This is a genomic window from Paramagnetospirillum marisnigri, from assembly GCF_001650715.1.
Lineage (GTDB): Bacteria > Pseudomonadota > Alphaproteobacteria > Rhodospirillales > Magnetospirillaceae > Phaeospirillum > Phaeospirillum marisnigri.
In genome coordinates this window covers 130160-144241 of record NZ_LWQT01000066.1, presented here as the reverse complement: position 1 = coordinate 144241, position 14082 = coordinate 130160, and the positions used below count along the sequence as shown (strand labels likewise).

16 protein-coding genes are annotated in these 14082 nt (G+C 66.3%); 13 read left to right on the top strand and 3 right to left on the bottom strand.

Features of this window, described 5'->3' with window-relative positions; all coding sequences use genetic code 11:
• Nucleotides 1-153: 153 nt before the first annotated feature.
• Nucleotides 154-1368, bottom strand: a complete 1215-nt coding sequence (locus A6A04_RS13230) for a 6-phosphofructokinase (protein ID WP_068493840.1) — start codon at nucleotides 1366-1368, stop codon at nucleotides 154-156.
• Nucleotides 1369-1510: 142 nt separating this feature from the next.
• Between A6A04_RS13230 and A6A04_RS13225 the strand changes: the two genes are divergently transcribed.
• The 13 genes from A6A04_RS13225 to A6A04_RS13165 all read left to right on the top strand — a co-directional run bounded on the left by A6A04_RS13225 (nucleotide 1511) and on the right by A6A04_RS13165 (nucleotide 12600).
• Entirely contained in the window at nucleotides 1511-1702 is a 192-nt protein-coding gene (locus A6A04_RS13225; protein ID WP_216636109.1) for a DUF1289 domain-containing protein, read from the top strand.
• A gap of 175 nt (nucleotides 1703-1877) precedes the next feature.
• Nucleotides 1878-4160, top strand: coding sequence for a methyl-accepting chemotaxis protein (locus A6A04_RS13220; protein ID WP_082914902.1), 2283 nt, complete (start codon nucleotides 1878-1880; stop codon nucleotides 4158-4160).
• 116 nt (nucleotides 4161-4276) lie between these two features.
• Entirely contained in the window at nucleotides 4277-4579 is a 303-nt protein-coding gene (gene rplU / locus A6A04_RS13215; protein WP_068493620.1) for a 50S ribosomal protein L21, read from the top strand.
• A gap of 30 nt (nucleotides 4580-4609) precedes the next feature.
• Nucleotides 4610-4879, top strand: a complete 270-nt coding sequence (gene rpmA / locus A6A04_RS13210; protein ID WP_068493618.1) for a 50S ribosomal protein L27 — start codon at nucleotides 4610-4612, stop codon at nucleotides 4877-4879.
• A gap of 198 nt (nucleotides 4880-5077) precedes the next feature.
• Nucleotides 5078-6304 (top strand): GTPase ObgE, encoded by a 1227-nt coding sequence (gene obgE, locus A6A04_RS13205; RefSeq protein ID WP_068493617.1) that lies wholly within the window; start codon nucleotides 5078-5080, stop codon nucleotides 6302-6304.
• Nucleotides 6301-7440, top strand: a complete 1140-nt coding sequence (gene proB / locus A6A04_RS13200) for a glutamate 5-kinase (RefSeq protein WP_068493615.1) — start codon at nucleotides 6301-6303, stop codon at nucleotides 7438-7440. Before obgE ends, proB begins: the two co-directional genes overlap by 4 nt.
• Nucleotides 7441-7473: 33 nt before the next feature.
• Complete coding sequence (locus A6A04_RS13195) at nucleotides 7474-8400, top strand: lysozyme inhibitor LprI family protein (protein ID WP_068493613.1); 927 nt, start codon at nucleotides 7474-7476, stop codon at nucleotides 8398-8400.
• Entirely contained in the window at nucleotides 8397-9110 is a 714-nt protein-coding gene (locus A6A04_RS13190) for an N-acetylmuramoyl-L-alanine amidase (protein WP_068493611.1), read from the top strand. Before A6A04_RS13195 ends, A6A04_RS13190 begins: the two co-directional genes overlap by 4 nt.
• A 2-nt stretch (nucleotides 9111-9112) precedes the next feature.
• Complete coding sequence (locus A6A04_RS13185) at nucleotides 9113-10399, top strand: glutamate-5-semialdehyde dehydrogenase (protein WP_407670269.1); 1287 nt, start codon at nucleotides 9113-9115, stop codon at nucleotides 10397-10399.
• A gap of 109 nt (nucleotides 10400-10508) precedes the next feature.
• Nucleotides 10509-11120, top strand: a complete 612-nt coding sequence (locus tag A6A04_RS13180) for a nicotinate-nucleotide adenylyltransferase (RefSeq protein WP_068493609.1) — start codon at nucleotides 10509-10511, stop codon at nucleotides 11118-11120.
• A 77-nt stretch (nucleotides 11121-11197) separates the two neighbouring features.
• Nucleotides 11198-11539, top strand: coding sequence for a ribosome silencing factor (gene rsfS, locus A6A04_RS13175; protein ID WP_407670268.1), 342 nt, complete (start codon nucleotides 11198-11200; stop codon nucleotides 11537-11539).
• Nucleotides 11539-11997 carry a 23S rRNA (pseudouridine(1915)-N(3))-methyltransferase RlmH gene (gene rlmH, locus A6A04_RS13170; RefSeq protein WP_068493605.1) on the top strand — a complete coding sequence of 153 codons (459 nt, stop codon included), beginning with the start codon at nucleotides 11539-11541 and terminating at the stop codon, nucleotides 11995-11997. The genes rsfS and rlmH overlap by 1 nt, the downstream gene beginning before the upstream one ends.
• A gap of 87 nt (nucleotides 11998-12084) precedes the next feature.
• Nucleotides 12085-12600, top strand: coding sequence for a hypothetical protein (locus tag A6A04_RS13165; RefSeq protein ID WP_068493603.1), 516 nt, complete (start codon nucleotides 12085-12087; stop codon nucleotides 12598-12600).
• Between the two features lie 90 nt (nucleotides 12601-12690).
• Here the strand turns inward: A6A04_RS13165 and queC are convergent, their stop codons facing one another.
• Nucleotides 12691-13371, bottom strand: coding sequence for a 7-cyano-7-deazaguanine synthase QueC (gene queC, locus A6A04_RS13160; protein WP_068493602.1), 681 nt, complete (start codon nucleotides 13369-13371; stop codon nucleotides 12691-12693).
• 134 nt (nucleotides 13372-13505) lie between these two features.
• Nucleotides 13506-14048 carry an aspartate 1-decarboxylase gene (locus A6A04_RS13155; protein WP_068493600.1) on the bottom strand — a complete coding sequence of 181 codons (543 nt, stop codon included), beginning with the start codon at nucleotides 14046-14048 and terminating at the stop codon, nucleotides 13506-13508.
• Nucleotides 14049-14082: the final 34 nt, after the last annotated feature.

Here is a 14082-nt window from a genome sequence, read left to right as displayed (position 1 = left end):
CGATTTTGCCGTCCGGTTCCAGTTACCTGGAGTCCACCTGAACTTGGTGAAATCGGTTTTCCCATTCGTCACCCCCGGACTTGATCCGGGGGTCCATGGATGGCCGGATCAAGTCCGGGGGTGACGATGAAAATGTACGTCTCGACCAAATGACTAAGGCTTCAGGATCTTCGGCACCGAATTGAGCCGCAGCCGGAAGGCGTCGGGCAGGCCCGATCCCAGCAGCGGCCGCAGATACATGCGGAAGGCGTCGGTGACATCGGTGCCGGAGTCGGAGATGAAGTGCTCCTCCATCACCCTGGTCTTGCCCGCCACCATCTCCAGCGGCAGCAGCTTGTAGTCCACCGAGTAGAAGCCGGTGCGCTGGATGGTGACCGAGCCGTCCACCTGGCCCCACATGGCGTATTGCACCGCCTTCTCGCCCACCTCGCGGGCCTCGCGCTGGTCCACGTCGGAAACGCAGCCGATGAACGAGCGTTGCAGATAGCCGAACGTGTCGCCGCGCACCCGCTTGATCCCCAGCTTGGTCTTGATCTCCTCGCACAGCAGATCACCCAGGGCGCCGGTTCCCGACAGCTGCAGATTGCCGTGGGCGTCCTTTTCCACATCCTTGGCCAGCTTGGTGATGATGGGGGCGCCGTTCTCGTCGTGGATGCCTTCCGACACGGCGATGACGCAGCGGCCATACTTGTCGAAGGTGGTCTTGACGTCGGCCAGGAAGCCGTCCACCGAGAACACCCGCTCGGGCATGTAGATCAGGTGGGGGCCGTCGTCGGGGAACTTCTTGCCCAGCGCCGAGGCAGCCGTGAGGAATCCGGCATGGCGGCCCATCACCACCGCCAGATAGACCCCCTTCAGCGCCGCGTTGTCCAGATTGACGCCCATGAAGGCCTGGGCCACGAAGCGGGCCGCCGAGGGAAAGCCGGGGGTGTGGTCGTTATGGACCAGATCATTGTCGATGGTCTTGGGGATGTGGATGCAGCGCAGCGGATAGCCCGCCTTGTGGGCCTGTTCCGAGACGATGCGCACGGTGTCCGAGGAATCGTTGCCGCCGATATAGAAGAAATAGGCGATGCCATGGGCCTGCAGGACCTTGAAGATTTCCTGGCAGTATTTGAGGTCGGGCTTGTCCCGCGTCGAGCCCAGGCCCGAGGACGGCGTCTGCGCCACCAGTTCCAGGTTGTGGCCGGTTTCCTGGGTGAGGTCGAGGAATTCCTCGTTGATGATCCCCCGCACCCCGTGATGGGCGCCGTAGACCAGGTCCACATTGCGGAATTTGCGCGATTCCAGCACCGCGCCGACCATGGACTGGTTGATGACCGCGGTGGGGCCACCGCCCTGGGCGACCAGGACCTTGCCGTGCAGCATCACTTCTTCTCCCATGGCTGTTTTTTCCTATGATACGCCGCCCGGCCGCATCCCACCAGAGCCCCAGGGGCTGGTAGGCCGCCTGGGCAGGCCCCATATGGGTTTCAGCCCGCCCCTTGGGGGCGTGACAGAGGAGGTTTTCTTGCCCCACCCGCCCTTGCGCATCTTCGACAGCCCGTGCAAGTCCGTCTGCCGTATCGACGAGCGGGTGGGCTGGTGCATCGGTTGCAAACGCACCCGCGCCGAAATCCAGATGTGGTCGACGGCCAGTGATGCACAAAAAAAAGCCATTTGGCAAAACATCCTGAATAGAGAGCAGCAAATGGATGCGTGATGGCTCCGCGCAGGCGATGACATGCAAGTTACATATGTCGTAAAGCTGTAATGCTAAAATGATCTTTCAGCAAATGGCGGTTTTCGCAGCAATGTCATAAATGTGACTTTTTGCGGCAGGTTCCCCATGATATGGAAACACCCTCGGCTGATGGTTCGGCTTTTGGGGAACTGCCATGGGGTCCTTGCTCTCTCGCTTTTCATTGAAAGTTCAGATCGGCTCACTGGTCGCCCTTGCCGGGCTGATCCTGGGCGGCGTCGTCGCGGTGCAAGGCATCGGCGGCACGGCGGTGGACCGGGCCTTGGCAATGGCGGAACGCCAGGGCACCATCGGCGAACACGCCACGAAACTGGAAATCGCCCTGCTGGAAGGCCGACGCCGGGAAAAGGACTTCCTGCTGCGCAAGGATTCCAAATACGCGGCCGAGCATGCCCAGTCGACCCAGACCGCCCTCTCCGAATTGAGCGCCATGACCGACGCCATGGCGGCCGATGCCGCCTCGCGCCAGGAAGCCGCTGCGGTCAGGACCGGGCTTGCCGCCTATGGCGATGCCTTCCGTCGGGTGGTCGAGGAACAGACCCGTATCGGCCTGACCGAGAAGGACGGCCTGATGGGGGCGTTGCGCGGCTCGGTGCACGAGATCGAGACGGCGCTGAAGGACCATGACGAGCCGCGCCTGCTGGTGTTGATGCTGATGATGCGTCGCCACGAAAAGGACTTCTTCGCCCGGCTCGATGCCAAATATGTGGCCGATCTCGACAAGCGGGCGGCGGAATTCACCAAGGCCCTGGCCGTCTCCGGCATTCCCGCCGAGACCCGCCCCCGGCTGCTGGACCTGCTGGCCGCCTATCAGCGTGATTTCAAGGCCGCCGCCGAGGCCAGCCTGGCCCTGGTCGCCACCACCAAAAGCCTCAGCCAGAGCTTCGCCGCCGTCCAGCCGGTGCTCAAGACCCTGATCGATCATTCCGAGGCCGATATGGTGGCGGCCCGCGCCGAGGCCCAACGCATCGAGCATCTCTCGGGACGGGTGTCCCTGATCCTGACCCTGGCCGGTTTTGCCGTCATGGTGGTGGTGGGCGGCGTGGTGGCGCGCTCCATCTACCGTCCGCTCACGGTCATGACCGGGGTGATGTCCACCCTGGCCCGGGGCGAGCTTGCCATCGCCATCCCCGGCGCCGATCGCGGCGACGAGGTCGGCGCCATGGCCCGCTCGGTCCAGGTGTTCAAGGAACAACTGGCCGAGGCCGAGCGCCTGCGCGCCCTGCAAGAGCAGGAGCGGGCCCGCGCCGAGCGCGAGAAGGTCACCGCCCTGCAGACCATGGCCGAGACGGTGGAGCGCGAGACCCGCGCCGCCGTGGAAAGCATCGCCGAGATGACCCGGCGCATGGCCGATAACGCCAATGGCATGGCCGACTCGGCCGGAGCGGTGGGCAACAACAGCCAAAGCGTCGCCGCCGCCGCGGCCCAGGCCCTGGCCAATGCCCAGACCGTCGCCGCCGCCGCCGAGGAATTGTCGGCCTCCATCCGCGAGATCGCCAACCAGGTGGGCAGTGCCTCGCAACTGACCGGCAACGCGGCGGGGGCCTCGCAGCGGGCGCGCGACACCATCTCGCAGTTGTCCGACTCGGTCGGCCGCATCGGCGAGGTGGCGGGGCTGATCAACGACATCGCGTCCCAGACCAATCTGCTGGCGCTCAACGCCACCATCGAGGCGGCTCGCGCCGGGGAAGCCGGCAAGGGCTTCGCCGTGGTGGCGGGCGAGGTCAAGAATCTCGCCAACCAGACCGCCAAGGCCACCGAGGACATTACCCGCCAGATCGCAGAGATCCAGCAATCCACCGAGGCGGCGGTTCGCGCGGTGACCGAGATCGCGGGCGCCATCGTCGAGGTGCGCAACGTCTCCTCGGCCGTCGCCGCCGCCATCGAGGAACAGGGCGCCGCCACCGCCGAGATCGCCCGCAACGTCGCCCAGACCTCGGATGCCGCCCACGAAGTGGCCGAACGCATCGCCCTGGTCTCGGGCGAAGCCCGCGATACCGGCGACCGGGCGGGTAAGGTCGGGACCATCGCCACCGAGGTGGCGGGCGGCATCGACCAGTTGCGCGAGGTGCTGGTGCGGGTGGTGCGCACCGCCACCGCCGAGGTCAACCGCCGCCGCCATCCCCGCTACCGGGTGGCGCGGGACTGCACCATCCAGGCCAATGGCCATGCCATTTCCGGCCATCTGGTGGACTGTTCCGAGGGCGGCTGCGGCATCGACGGCGACTTCTCCGCCCTCCCCGCGGGGGCGGTGGTCGAGATCGCCATCGCCGGAACCCAGGCACGCCTGCATGCCGCCATCCGCTCGGTTTATCACGACCGCCTGCACGCCGAGTTCGATGTCAACGAGGCGAAAAGCCCCGGCTGGCGCGAGGATTTCACCCGCCTGGTGGCCGGGGAACGGCCCCTTGCGGCCTGAAGAAGGACAGGCGCGACAAAGCCGTTGACTCTGCGTCGCGCCTGAGTATAGTTCGGCCCTCTCGCGCGGGGGTCAACCTTGCGCGTCACTGTTTCTTTTGCTCAGGTAGAATCGTCATGTTCGCAGTCATTCAGACCGGCGGTAAGCAGTACAAGGTGGCATCGGGCGACGTGATCCGCGTCGAGAAGCTGGCCGGTGAGGCCGGTGCCGAAGTGGTGCTCGACCAGGTGCTGATGGTCGGCGACAAGATCGGTGCCCCCGTGGTGGCTGGCGCCCAGGTGAAGGCCACCGTGGTGGCCCAGGCCCGTGGCGAGAAGATCATCGTCTTCAAGAAGCGCCGCCGCCAGAATTCGCGCCGCAAGAACGGCCACCGCCAGGACCTGACGATCCTGCGCATCACCGATATTTCCGCCGGCTGAAGCCCGCGTCGGATACGAGGAGAGTAGACAATGGCTCATAAAAAGGCTGGCGGCTCGTCCCGCAACGGCCGCGACTCAGCGGGTCAGCGGCTCGGCGTCAAGAAGTTCGGCGGCGAGTTGGTGATCCCCGGCAACATCATCGTGCGCCAGCGCGGCACCAAGTTCTATCCCGGCACCAATGTGGGCATGGGCACCGACCACACCCTGTTTGCCAAGGTCGAGGGCAAGGTCGCGTTCAAGCACAAGGCCGAGGGCCGCACCTTCGTGGTCGTGGAGCCCCTGCCGGAGGCCGCCGAATAAGGCCGTTCCCGGACGCTTGCGTTTTGAAGAAGGGGAACGGTCCGCCGTTCCCCTTTTTTGTTTCCTGCCCCTCTCCCGCTTGCGGGAGAGGGTGGCGAGGCGAAGCCGAGCCGGGTGAGGGCCCTCACCCTCCCATCGCTGCGCGCTGGGCCCCTCCCTCTCCCGCAGGCGGGAGAGGGACAAACTGATGGAACGATTATGAAATTCCTCGATCAGGCCAAGATTTTCGTGAAAAGCGGCGACGGTGGCGCCGGATGCTGCTCGTTCCGACGCGAGAAGCACATCGAATTCGGCGGCCCCGATGGCGGCGACGGCGGCAGGGGGGGCGATGTCATCCTGGAATGCGTCGCCAATCTCAACACCCTGATCGATTACCGCTACCAGCAGCATTTCAAGGCCGCCAAGGGCAATCACGGCCAGGGCCGCAACAAGACCGGCGGCAAGGGCGACGATATCGTCCTCAAGGTGCCGGTGGGCACCCAGGTGCTGGACGAGGACAAGGAAACCGTCCTGGCCGACCTCACCGTCGCCGGGCAGCGCCTGGTGCTGCTCAGGGGCGGCGATGGCGGCTTCGGCAACCTGCATTTCAAGACCTCCACCAATCAGGCGCCGCGCCGGTTCGACGAAGGCTGGCCGGGCGAGGAACGCTGGATCTGGCTGCGCCTGAAGCTGATCGCCGATGCCGGTCTGGTGGGGCTGCCCAATGCGGGCAAGTCCACCTTCCTGGCCGCCTGCACCAGGGCGCGGCCCAAGATCGCCTCCTATCCCTTCACCACGCTGCATCCCAATCTGGGGGTGGTGACCCTGGGCGACGAGGAATTCATCGCCGCCGACATTCCCGGCCTGATCGAGGGCGCCCATGAGGGTCTCGGCATCGGTGACCGCTTCCTCGGCCATATCGAGCGCTGCCGGGTACTGCTGCACCTGATCGACGGCACCGAGGAGGATGTGGCCGAGGCCTATCGCATCGTGCGCGGCGAGTTGGCGGCCTATGGCGGCGGCCTCGACGAGAAGCCCGAAGTGGTGGCGCTGAACAAATGCGATTCGCTGACCTCGGACGATATCGAGGCCAAGCTGGCGGCGCTGACCGAGGCTTGCGGCTCGGAAGTGCTGCCGCTGTCCGGCGTCTCGGGCGTCGGCCTGAAGCCGGTGCTGGCCAAGCTGTTCGAGCATATCAAGGCCGCCCGCGAGGAAGAGCCCGAGGTCCCGGCCGCCTCCGCCGTGTTCGGCGCCGGCAAGAAGTCCACCCCCAGCTTCGCCGAGGCCAAGCGCCGCGCCCGCGAGGAGGACGAGGAGGACGAGGGATACTGGGGACCCAACGGCGAATGGATCTGGTACGAGACCGTGGAAGAAGACGACCAGGAGGAAGAGGACCAGGACGACGACGCGGAGGGTGACGACGAAGAGGACGTTGGGGAAAAATGAGCCCGCTGTCGGACGCGCGCCGCCTGATCGTCAAGATCGGTTCCTCGCTGCTGGTGGACGATGCCAGCGGCCAGATACGGCGTGCCTGGCTGGACTCCTTGTGTGCCGATATCGCCCGCTTCCGGGCACGCGGCCAGGAGGTGATCGTGGTCTCCTCGGGCGCCGTGGCGGTGGGCCGCCGCCAACTGGGCCTGACGCCGCCCTTGAAGCTGGAGGAGAAGCAGGCCGCCGCCGCCACCGGGCAGATTCGCCTCGCCCATGCCTATCAGGAGGCGCTGGCCCATCACGGCATCACCGTGGCCCAGGTGCTGTTGACCCTGGAGGATTCCGAGGACCGGCGCCGCTACCTCAATGCCCGCACCACCCTGGAAACCCTGCTGCGCCTGGGCGCGGTGCCGGTGATCAACGAGAACGACACCGTGGCCACCGCCGAAATCCGCTTCGGCGACAATGACCGGCTGGCGGCGCGGGTGGCGCAGATGGTCTCGGCCGACGCGCTGGTGCTGTTCTCCGATATCGACGGACTTTATACCGCCGATCCGCGCAAGGACCCCACGGCCCGCTTCCTGCCAGAGGTGCGCGAGTTGACCCCCGAGATTGAGGCCATGGCGGGCGATCCCGGCTCGGCCTATGGCTCGGGCGGCATGGTGACCAAGCTGACGGCGGCCAAGATCTGCCTGTCGGCGGGCTGTCGCATGGCCATCACCAGGGGCGAGCCGCTGAACCCGCTGACCACCATCGAGACTGGCGGGCGCTGCACCTGGTTCCTGCCCAGTTCCGAGCCGCGCACGGCGCGCAAGCAGTGGATTTTCGGCACCATGGCCCCGGCCGGGACCCTGGTGCTGGACGCTGGCGCCGCCCGCGCCCTGGCCCAGGGGCGCTCGCTGCTGCCCGCCGGGGTCACGACCGTGGAAGGCGAGTTCGATCGCGGCGACTGCGTCCTGGTCAAGGATGCGGCTGGAAAGGTGCTGGGGCGCGGCCTGGTGGCCTATGCCAGCCCCGACGCCCGCGCCATCGCCGGGCGCAAATCGGGCGAGATCGAACCGATCCTGGGTTATCGCGGCCGCGACGAGCTGATCCACCGCGACGATCTGGTGATGGAAGCTCCCCTTGGCGGCGGCGCGGGCTCCGCCTAGGATACGGATGACCGCAATTTTTGGAGGCGAGCCATGATCTTGAAGCATGCATTGGTCGCGGGCGTGATGATGGGTTTGGCCGCTGGTACCGCCCTGGCCGATTGCGATCCCAATGCGGCGGAAGCACAGGTTTCCGCTTGCCTTGCCCAGGACCTGCGGGATTCCGACAAGCGGATCAATGCCGTCTACAAGGCCCTTGGCGAAACCCTGGACGAGGATTCGCGCCTTGCCCTGCGTAATGAGCAGCGGGCCTGGCTGAAGCGCCGCGACAAGACCTGTGGCCTCGACACCAAGGAAAGCGACCGCGAGAGGTGGCTTCAGGCCATCATGGCCGATCCCGCCAAGACCATCTGCGTCGTCCGCTTCACCTTCAGCCGGGTGACGGATCTGAATACCCTGTTGAAGGCCAAGGGCACCGTCGGCGGTGCACCCGATCTGCCCCCCGCCCCCTCGGCTCCCATTCCCCTGGCTCCGGCCATGGCCATGACCATCGAGGAAATCCCCCTGGGCATGAAACTCGTCGATGAAGGCTATGCCGCCACCTCACTGACACAGCGGCACAGTGGTCGCTGGTACTACGAGGTCTGGATCGATCGTGGAAAGATCGCCCAAAAGGGCGATGTGCTGATGCAGATCGCGGCGGAATCGTCCTCCACCGCCGGGGTGGTGCGCAATGTCAGTATCCGCCGCAACCATCCCGAGGCGGGACCGGTCAATATCGCCATGGCGGTGGATCTGGATCAGGGCTTCGTCTATGTGCGCCAGAACGGTGAATGGAAGGCCGTTCCCGGCAGTTCCGGTGGCGTGCCGCTTCGGCTGAACAACGGCTTCTTCGCGGTCGTGCGCGCCAGTTCGCCGGTGGGTGAACTGGTCGGTAATGGGCTGGTTCGGGTTAATCTTGGTTCGCGTCCGTTCGAATACGCCATGCCCGACGGCTATCGCCCCTTCGGCGAGAGATGAGACGGCTCGCCCTGATCCTGGCGGGGCCGCTGCTGGCCGCGCCGGCCTGGGCGGAGTGCCGCGTCGCGGTGGATATCGGTCACTCCCGCACCGCGCCCGGCGCGGTCAGTGCCCGGGGCGTGCCCGAGTACAGCTTCAATGCAGCCCTGGCCCAGGACGTGGCGGCGGCCTTGCGCGCCGCATCCATTCCAGTCGTGGTGATCAATCCCGAGGGAGCGGCGATCGAGTTGAAGCAGCGGCCCAAGGCGGCGGCGGCGGCGGGCGCCTCTCTGCTGCTGTCGCTTCATCACGACTCGGTCCAACCAGTCTATCTGTCGTCCTGGCAGTGGCAGGGCAAGCCGCAACGCTATTCCGACCGCTTTTCCGGCTTCGGCCTGTTCGTGTCCCGGAAGACTTCCGCCTGGGACGAAAGCCTGCTTGTGGCCGAAGCCATCGGCGACGGACTGATCGCGGCGGGTCTGCAGCCCAGCCTGCATCACGCCGAGGCCATTGCCGGTGAAAATCGCCCCCTTCTGGATGCCGGGCGCGGTATATATCAATTCGATGGGCTGGCGGTGCTGCGACTGGCCACCATGCCCGCTGTGCTGATCGAGGGCGGCATCATCGTCAATCGCACGGACGAGCCGATGATCGCCTCGCCATCATACCGCGCGCATCTGGCCGCCGCCATCGTGGCCGCCGCCCGCGCCCATTGCCGACGGATCGAATAGCCTTGCAGCCTGGGACCAAGATGATGACCACGGACCTTCAGACTTTGATGACCGATCTGGGCCAACGGGCCCGCGCCGCCGCGCGGGTGCTGGCCCAGACACCTGACGCCGCCAAGAGCAAGGCGCTGCGCGCCGCGGCGCAAGCCATCCGCATCGACGCCCGCCACATCATCGCCGCCAACGCCAAGGACATGGAGGCCGGCGAGGCCAAGGGGCTGAGCAAGGCCCTGCTGGACCGCCTGATGCTGAATCCGGCCCGGGTCGAGGCCATGGCCAAGGGGCTGGAGGAGATCGCCCGGCTGCCCGATCCGGTGGGCCGCACCCTGGCGGACTGGACCCGGCCCAACGGCCTGGCCATCGCGCGGGTGGCGGTGCCGCTGGGCGTCATCGGCATCATCTATGAAAGCCGCCCCAACGTCACCGCCGACGCCGCCGGTCTGTGCCTGAAATCGGGCAATGCCGCCATCCTGCGCGGCGGTTCGGAAAGCTATCATTCCTCCCAGGCCATCATGACTGCCCTGGTGGGCGGCATCACCGCCTGTGGCCTGCCCGCCGACGCGGTGCAGATGGTGCCCACCACCGACCGCGAGGCGGTGGGCGCCATGCTGCGCCTGTCCGACTATATCGACGTCATCGTGCCGCGTGGCGGCAAGTCGCTGGTGGCCCGCGTGGTGGAGGAAAGCCGCATTCCGCTGTTCCAGCATCTGGAAGGCATCTGCCACACCTATGTGGACGGTGCCGCCGATCTGGTCATGGCCAAGACGGTGGTGCTCAACGCCAAGATGCGCCGCACCGGTGTTTGCGGCGCCACCGAGACCCTGCTGGTGGACAGGGCCTGCGCCGCTACCCATCTGGCGCCGCTGGTCACCATGCTGCTGGAGGCGGGCTGCGAGGTCCGTGGCGACGAAGCCGCCCAGGCGGTGGATGCACGGGTGGTGGCCGCCTCTGACGAGGACTGGAGCACCGAATACCTGGACTCCATCATCTCGGTGAAGCTGGTGGACGGCGTGGCGGCGGCGGTGGAGCATATCAACCGCTTCGGCTCGCACCATACCGAGGCCATCATCACCGGGGATGCCGACGCCGCCCAGACCTTCCTGAATGGCTGTGATTCCGCCATCGTGCTGTGGAACGCCTCGACCCAGTTCGCCGATGGCGGCGAGTTCGGCATGGGCGCCGAGATCGGCATTTCCACCGGCAAACTGCATGCGCGCGGCCCCGTCGGCGTCGAGCAGCTCTGCACCTTCAAATACGTGGTAACGGGCAGCGGCCAGGTGAGGCCGGGGTGAGCATCGCCTGCCGTCTTATCTCCCCTCCCCCCGCGTCCGACGTGGGGGGAGGCCGGGAGGGGGGCCCCCACCCCAACCCTCCCCCGGCGAAGCCGAGGGAGGGGGAGTCATGAGTCCGCTTGCCCCCAATCCCTGGGGCGACCGCCGCCGGGTGCGGGTCGGGCTGCTGGGCGGGTCGTTCAACCCCGCCCATGACGGCCACCGCCACATCGCCGAAAGCGGCCTGCGGCTGCTGGGCCTCGACGAGGTCTGGCTGATGGTCAGCCCCCAGAACCCGCTGAAATCCGTGGCGGACATGGCGCCGCTGGCGGAGCGGCTGGAGTCCGCCCGCACCATCGCCGCCGCCGGGAATCGCCGCATCCGCGCCACCAGTATCGAGACCGCGCTGGGCACCCGCTTTACCGTCGATACAATGGCGGCGCTGGGCCGCCGTTTCCGCCGCTCCAGATTCGTCTGGCTGATGGGGGCCGACAATCTGGTCCAACTGGACCGCTGGGCGCGCTGGCCGCGCCTGTTCCAGTCCGTGCCGGTTGCGGTTTTCGCGCGCGGTGCCTATTCTGCCCGCACCCTGGCGAGCAAATCCGCCCACCGGTTCCGTCGCTTTCGCGCCGCCTCGGCCCTGGCGCGGGGGCTGGCGTCGAAGCAACCGCCCGCCTGGGTCTTTCTCCACATCCGTCGCCATCCGGCCTCGTCCACCGCCATCCGAGCCCGTCTCGCCTAAATCCGCAGGAGCCCGCCATTACCAGCCAGTCCACCCCGCCCGCCGCCCAGTCCCTGGTCGATCTGGTCGTCACCACCTTGGAAGACCACAAGGCCGAGGACATCACCGTCCTCGACCTCAAGGGCCGCACCTCCATCTGTGATCACATGGTGATCGCCACCGGCAAGTCACAGCGCCAGGTGGGCGCCATGGCCGACCATGTCAGCCGCGCCCTGAAATCCGGCGGCTGCCATGTCCAGACCGAAGGCGAGCCCCAATGCGACTGGGTGCTGGTGGATGCGGGTGACGTCATCGTCCATCTGTTCCGCCCCGAGGTCCGCGCCTTCTACAATCTGGAGAAGATGTGGGGCGTGCTGGAGGCCAAGACCGACCAGCCCAACGCCGCCGCCATCCGCGCCAAGGCCATGCAGGGCGGCTGATGCGCCTGCTGCTGGCCGCCGTGGGCAAGGCCAAGGCCGGGCCGGAACTGGACCTGTTCAGCCAGTACGCCAAACGCCTGTCGCCGCCCTTGGGCTTGCGCGAGGTGGAGGAGAAGCGCCCGCTGGCCTCGGCCCAGTTGAAGGCGCGCGAGGCCGAACTGCTGCTGGCGGTGGTTCCCTCGGGCGCCGTGGTGGTGGCGTTGGACGAGCGCGGCAAGGACATGACCTCGCCCGAACTGGCCGAGAAAATCCGGGGCTGGCGCGACGGCGGCACCCAGGATCTGGCCTTCCTGATCGGCGGCGCCGACGGCCATGGCGACATGGTGCGGGCACGCGCCGACCTGCTGCTGTCCTTCGGCCGCCTGACCTGGCCGCACATGCTGGTGCGCGCCCTGCTGGCGGAACAGTTGTGGCGGAGCCAGGCCATCCTTGCCGGACACCCCTACCATCGCACGTGATCAAACGAATATGTCCCGACGCCTCTTGAATTTCTCGCCCTCATGGCGCAAGGATGGCTGACGGGGAGAGCAATTGGGGCAGGAGGAGTGGTGACGGAATCGGACATTCCGCCGGACGAGTTGGCAGCATTCCAGGAATACGCCGCCAGGGTCGACGGTACCAATATCAGCGCCCAGACCTTGCTCGCCACCGACTATCTCAATCATTTCAATGAGATCGTGATGCTTCTCGACATGATTCCGGACATGCCGGACATGGTGGAGGAGTGTAAGCTGTGGCAGCCCAAGACCTATGTGGAGCATTTCGCCGATTCCAGCTTCAAGGACAAGCTGCTGGCCATCGAAGCCTATGAGCGCGTCCCATCCAAGTTCCGCCGCCCGTTCGAGGAAACCCTGAACCACCTCAACACCCTGATTCTGGGTGGCGTGGCCAAGCTGGAAGAAGAAATCCTGGCCGGCTCCGATACCGGCCTGATCACCGAGCACGTCAAGGCCATCAGCCGCGCCGCCCAGGCGCTGATGGACTGTGCCAATGCCATCATCCACGGCTCGGACCGCGCCATGGCCCAGGTGGAAATCGACGGGTTGATCGCGGGAATGTAACTCCGCTCGCGAGAAAGTCCCCCCTCCCCGGCCCTTCCCCGGCGAAGCCGAGGGAGGGAGATTCAGGGAAGGGACGTCCGTGCGACGCCGTCAGGCATAGGGGGCCGGGTCGCGCAATCCCGCCTCGGCGAAGCCTTTCAGGCGCAGCTTGCACGAATCGCACTGGCCGCAGGCCCGGCCCAGCGGGTCGGGGTCGTAGCAGGTGGACGTGATGGCGTAATCCACCCCCAACGCCAGCCCCTGACGGATGATCTCACCCTTGGTCAGGGTGATCAGCGGGGTGTGCAGCGTCAGCTTGCGCCCTTCCACCGCCGCCTTGGTGGCCAGATTGGCCATGGCCTCGAAGGCCTGGATATAGTCGGGGCGGCAGTCGGGATAGCCGGAGTAATCCACCGCGTTAACGCCGACGAAGATGTCGTCGGCGCCGATCACCTCGGCGAAGGCCAGGGCGAAGGACAACATGATGGTGTTGCGGGCGGGGACATAGGTGACGGGAATCCCCGCCGCCATCTCGGCATCGTCGCGGCCCTTGGGCACGGCGATGTCCGAGGTCAGGGCCGAACCGCCGAACACCCGCAGGTCGATATCGGCGATGCGGTGGTCGGCGACGCCGATCGCCAAGGCCACCCGGCGCGCCGCGTCGATTTCCACCGCGTGGCGCTGGCCGTAGCGGAAGGTCAGGGCGGCGGGGGCGAAGCCCTGCGCCTTGGCGATAGCCAGCGTGGTGGCGGAATCAAGGCCGCCGGACAGCAGGACGACAGCGGGCTTCATGACGGTGAACCTCTGTTCCCGACGAACCCGTGAACAAAGTCACGGGTTCGGAGTTGCGGCCAAGGGCCGGCGCCGCTCATGCGGCGAAAGCCAAGGCGGACGGAGGTCCGCCGCCCGGCGCTTGAGGGACGACTCTACAACGAAAAATGCGACGCGATGAACTCGTCGATCTCGGCCTCGCTCCAGCCCTTGGCCTCCAGGCCTTCGCGCACTCTTGTGATATCCACATTGGGCCAGGTATGGCAGCTTTCCACCGTATGCTTGTCGGCATCGACGATGCGGAAGTCGTAGGGGCGCCGTTCGCTCTGGAACACGTCGTAATACAGCACCTGATCCACATGGTTGTCGGGCAGGAAGGTCAGGATGCGCGGCTTGATGTCATAGAGCTTTTCCGGCCCGTTGATCAGCTCCGAGGCGGCGATGATCAGCTCGTCGCCCTTCTGGCAGGTGCGCGCCGCGGCGCCGTTGAGCACGCAACAGCGCGAGCCGGGCTCGCCGAAGATCACATAGGTGGAGATGCGGGCGGCGGAATTCTTGTTCCAGATCTCGACGAATTCCATGGGATAGATACCGGCCAGTTCGCACTGCTCCGGGTCCAGGGTGATGGAGCCGTGGTAGTTGAGATCGGCATTGGTGACGCGAATGCCGTGAAGCTTCGCGCGAATGACATTCATCATGAGACACCGGAACGACAGGAAAACCCGGTTGTGA

Excerpts from the sequence above, each read along its gene's own strand:
- A6A04_RS13230 (WP_068493840.1), bottom strand. The coding sequence starts at position 1,368 with ATGCTGCACGGCAAGGTCCTGGTCGCCCAGGGCGGTGGCCCCACCGCG.
- A6A04_RS13220 (WP_082914902.1), top strand. The coding sequence starts at position 1,878 with ATGGGGTCCTTGCTCTCTCGCTTTTCATTGAAAGTTCAGATCGGCTCA.
- rplU (WP_068493620.1), top strand. The coding sequence starts at position 4,277 with ATGTTCGCAGTCATTCAGACCGGCGGTAAGCAGTACAAGGTGGCATCG.
- rpmA (WP_068493618.1), top strand. The coding sequence starts at position 4,610 with ATGGCTCATAAAAAGGCTGGCGGCTCGTCCCGCAACGGCCGCGACTCA.
- obgE (WP_068493617.1), top strand. The coding sequence starts at position 5,078 with ATGAAATTCCTCGATCAGGCCAAGATTTTCGTGAAAAGCGGCGACGGT.
- proB (WP_068493615.1), top strand. The coding sequence starts at position 6,301 with ATGAGCCCGCTGTCGGACGCGCGCCGCCTGATCGTCAAGATCGGTTCC.
- A6A04_RS13195 (WP_068493613.1), top strand. The coding sequence starts at position 7,474 with ATGATCTTGAAGCATGCATTGGTCGCGGGCGTGATGATGGGTTTGGCC.
- A6A04_RS13190 (WP_068493611.1), top strand. The coding sequence starts at position 8,397 with ATGAGACGGCTCGCCCTGATCCTGGCGGGGCCGCTGCTGGCCGCGCCG.
- A6A04_RS13180 (WP_068493609.1), top strand. The coding sequence starts at position 10,509 with ATGAGTCCGCTTGCCCCCAATCCCTGGGGCGACCGCCGCCGGGTGCGG.
- rlmH (WP_068493605.1), top strand. The coding sequence starts at position 11,539 with ATGCGCCTGCTGCTGGCCGCCGTGGGCAAGGCCAAGGCCGGGCCGGAA.
- queC (WP_068493602.1), bottom strand. The coding sequence starts at position 13,371 with ATGAAGCCCGCTGTCGTCCTGCTGTCCGGCGGCCTTGATTCCGCCACC.
- A6A04_RS13155 (WP_068493600.1), bottom strand. The coding sequence starts at position 14,048 with ATGATGAATGTCATTCGCGCGAAGCTTCACGGCATTCGCGTCACCAAT.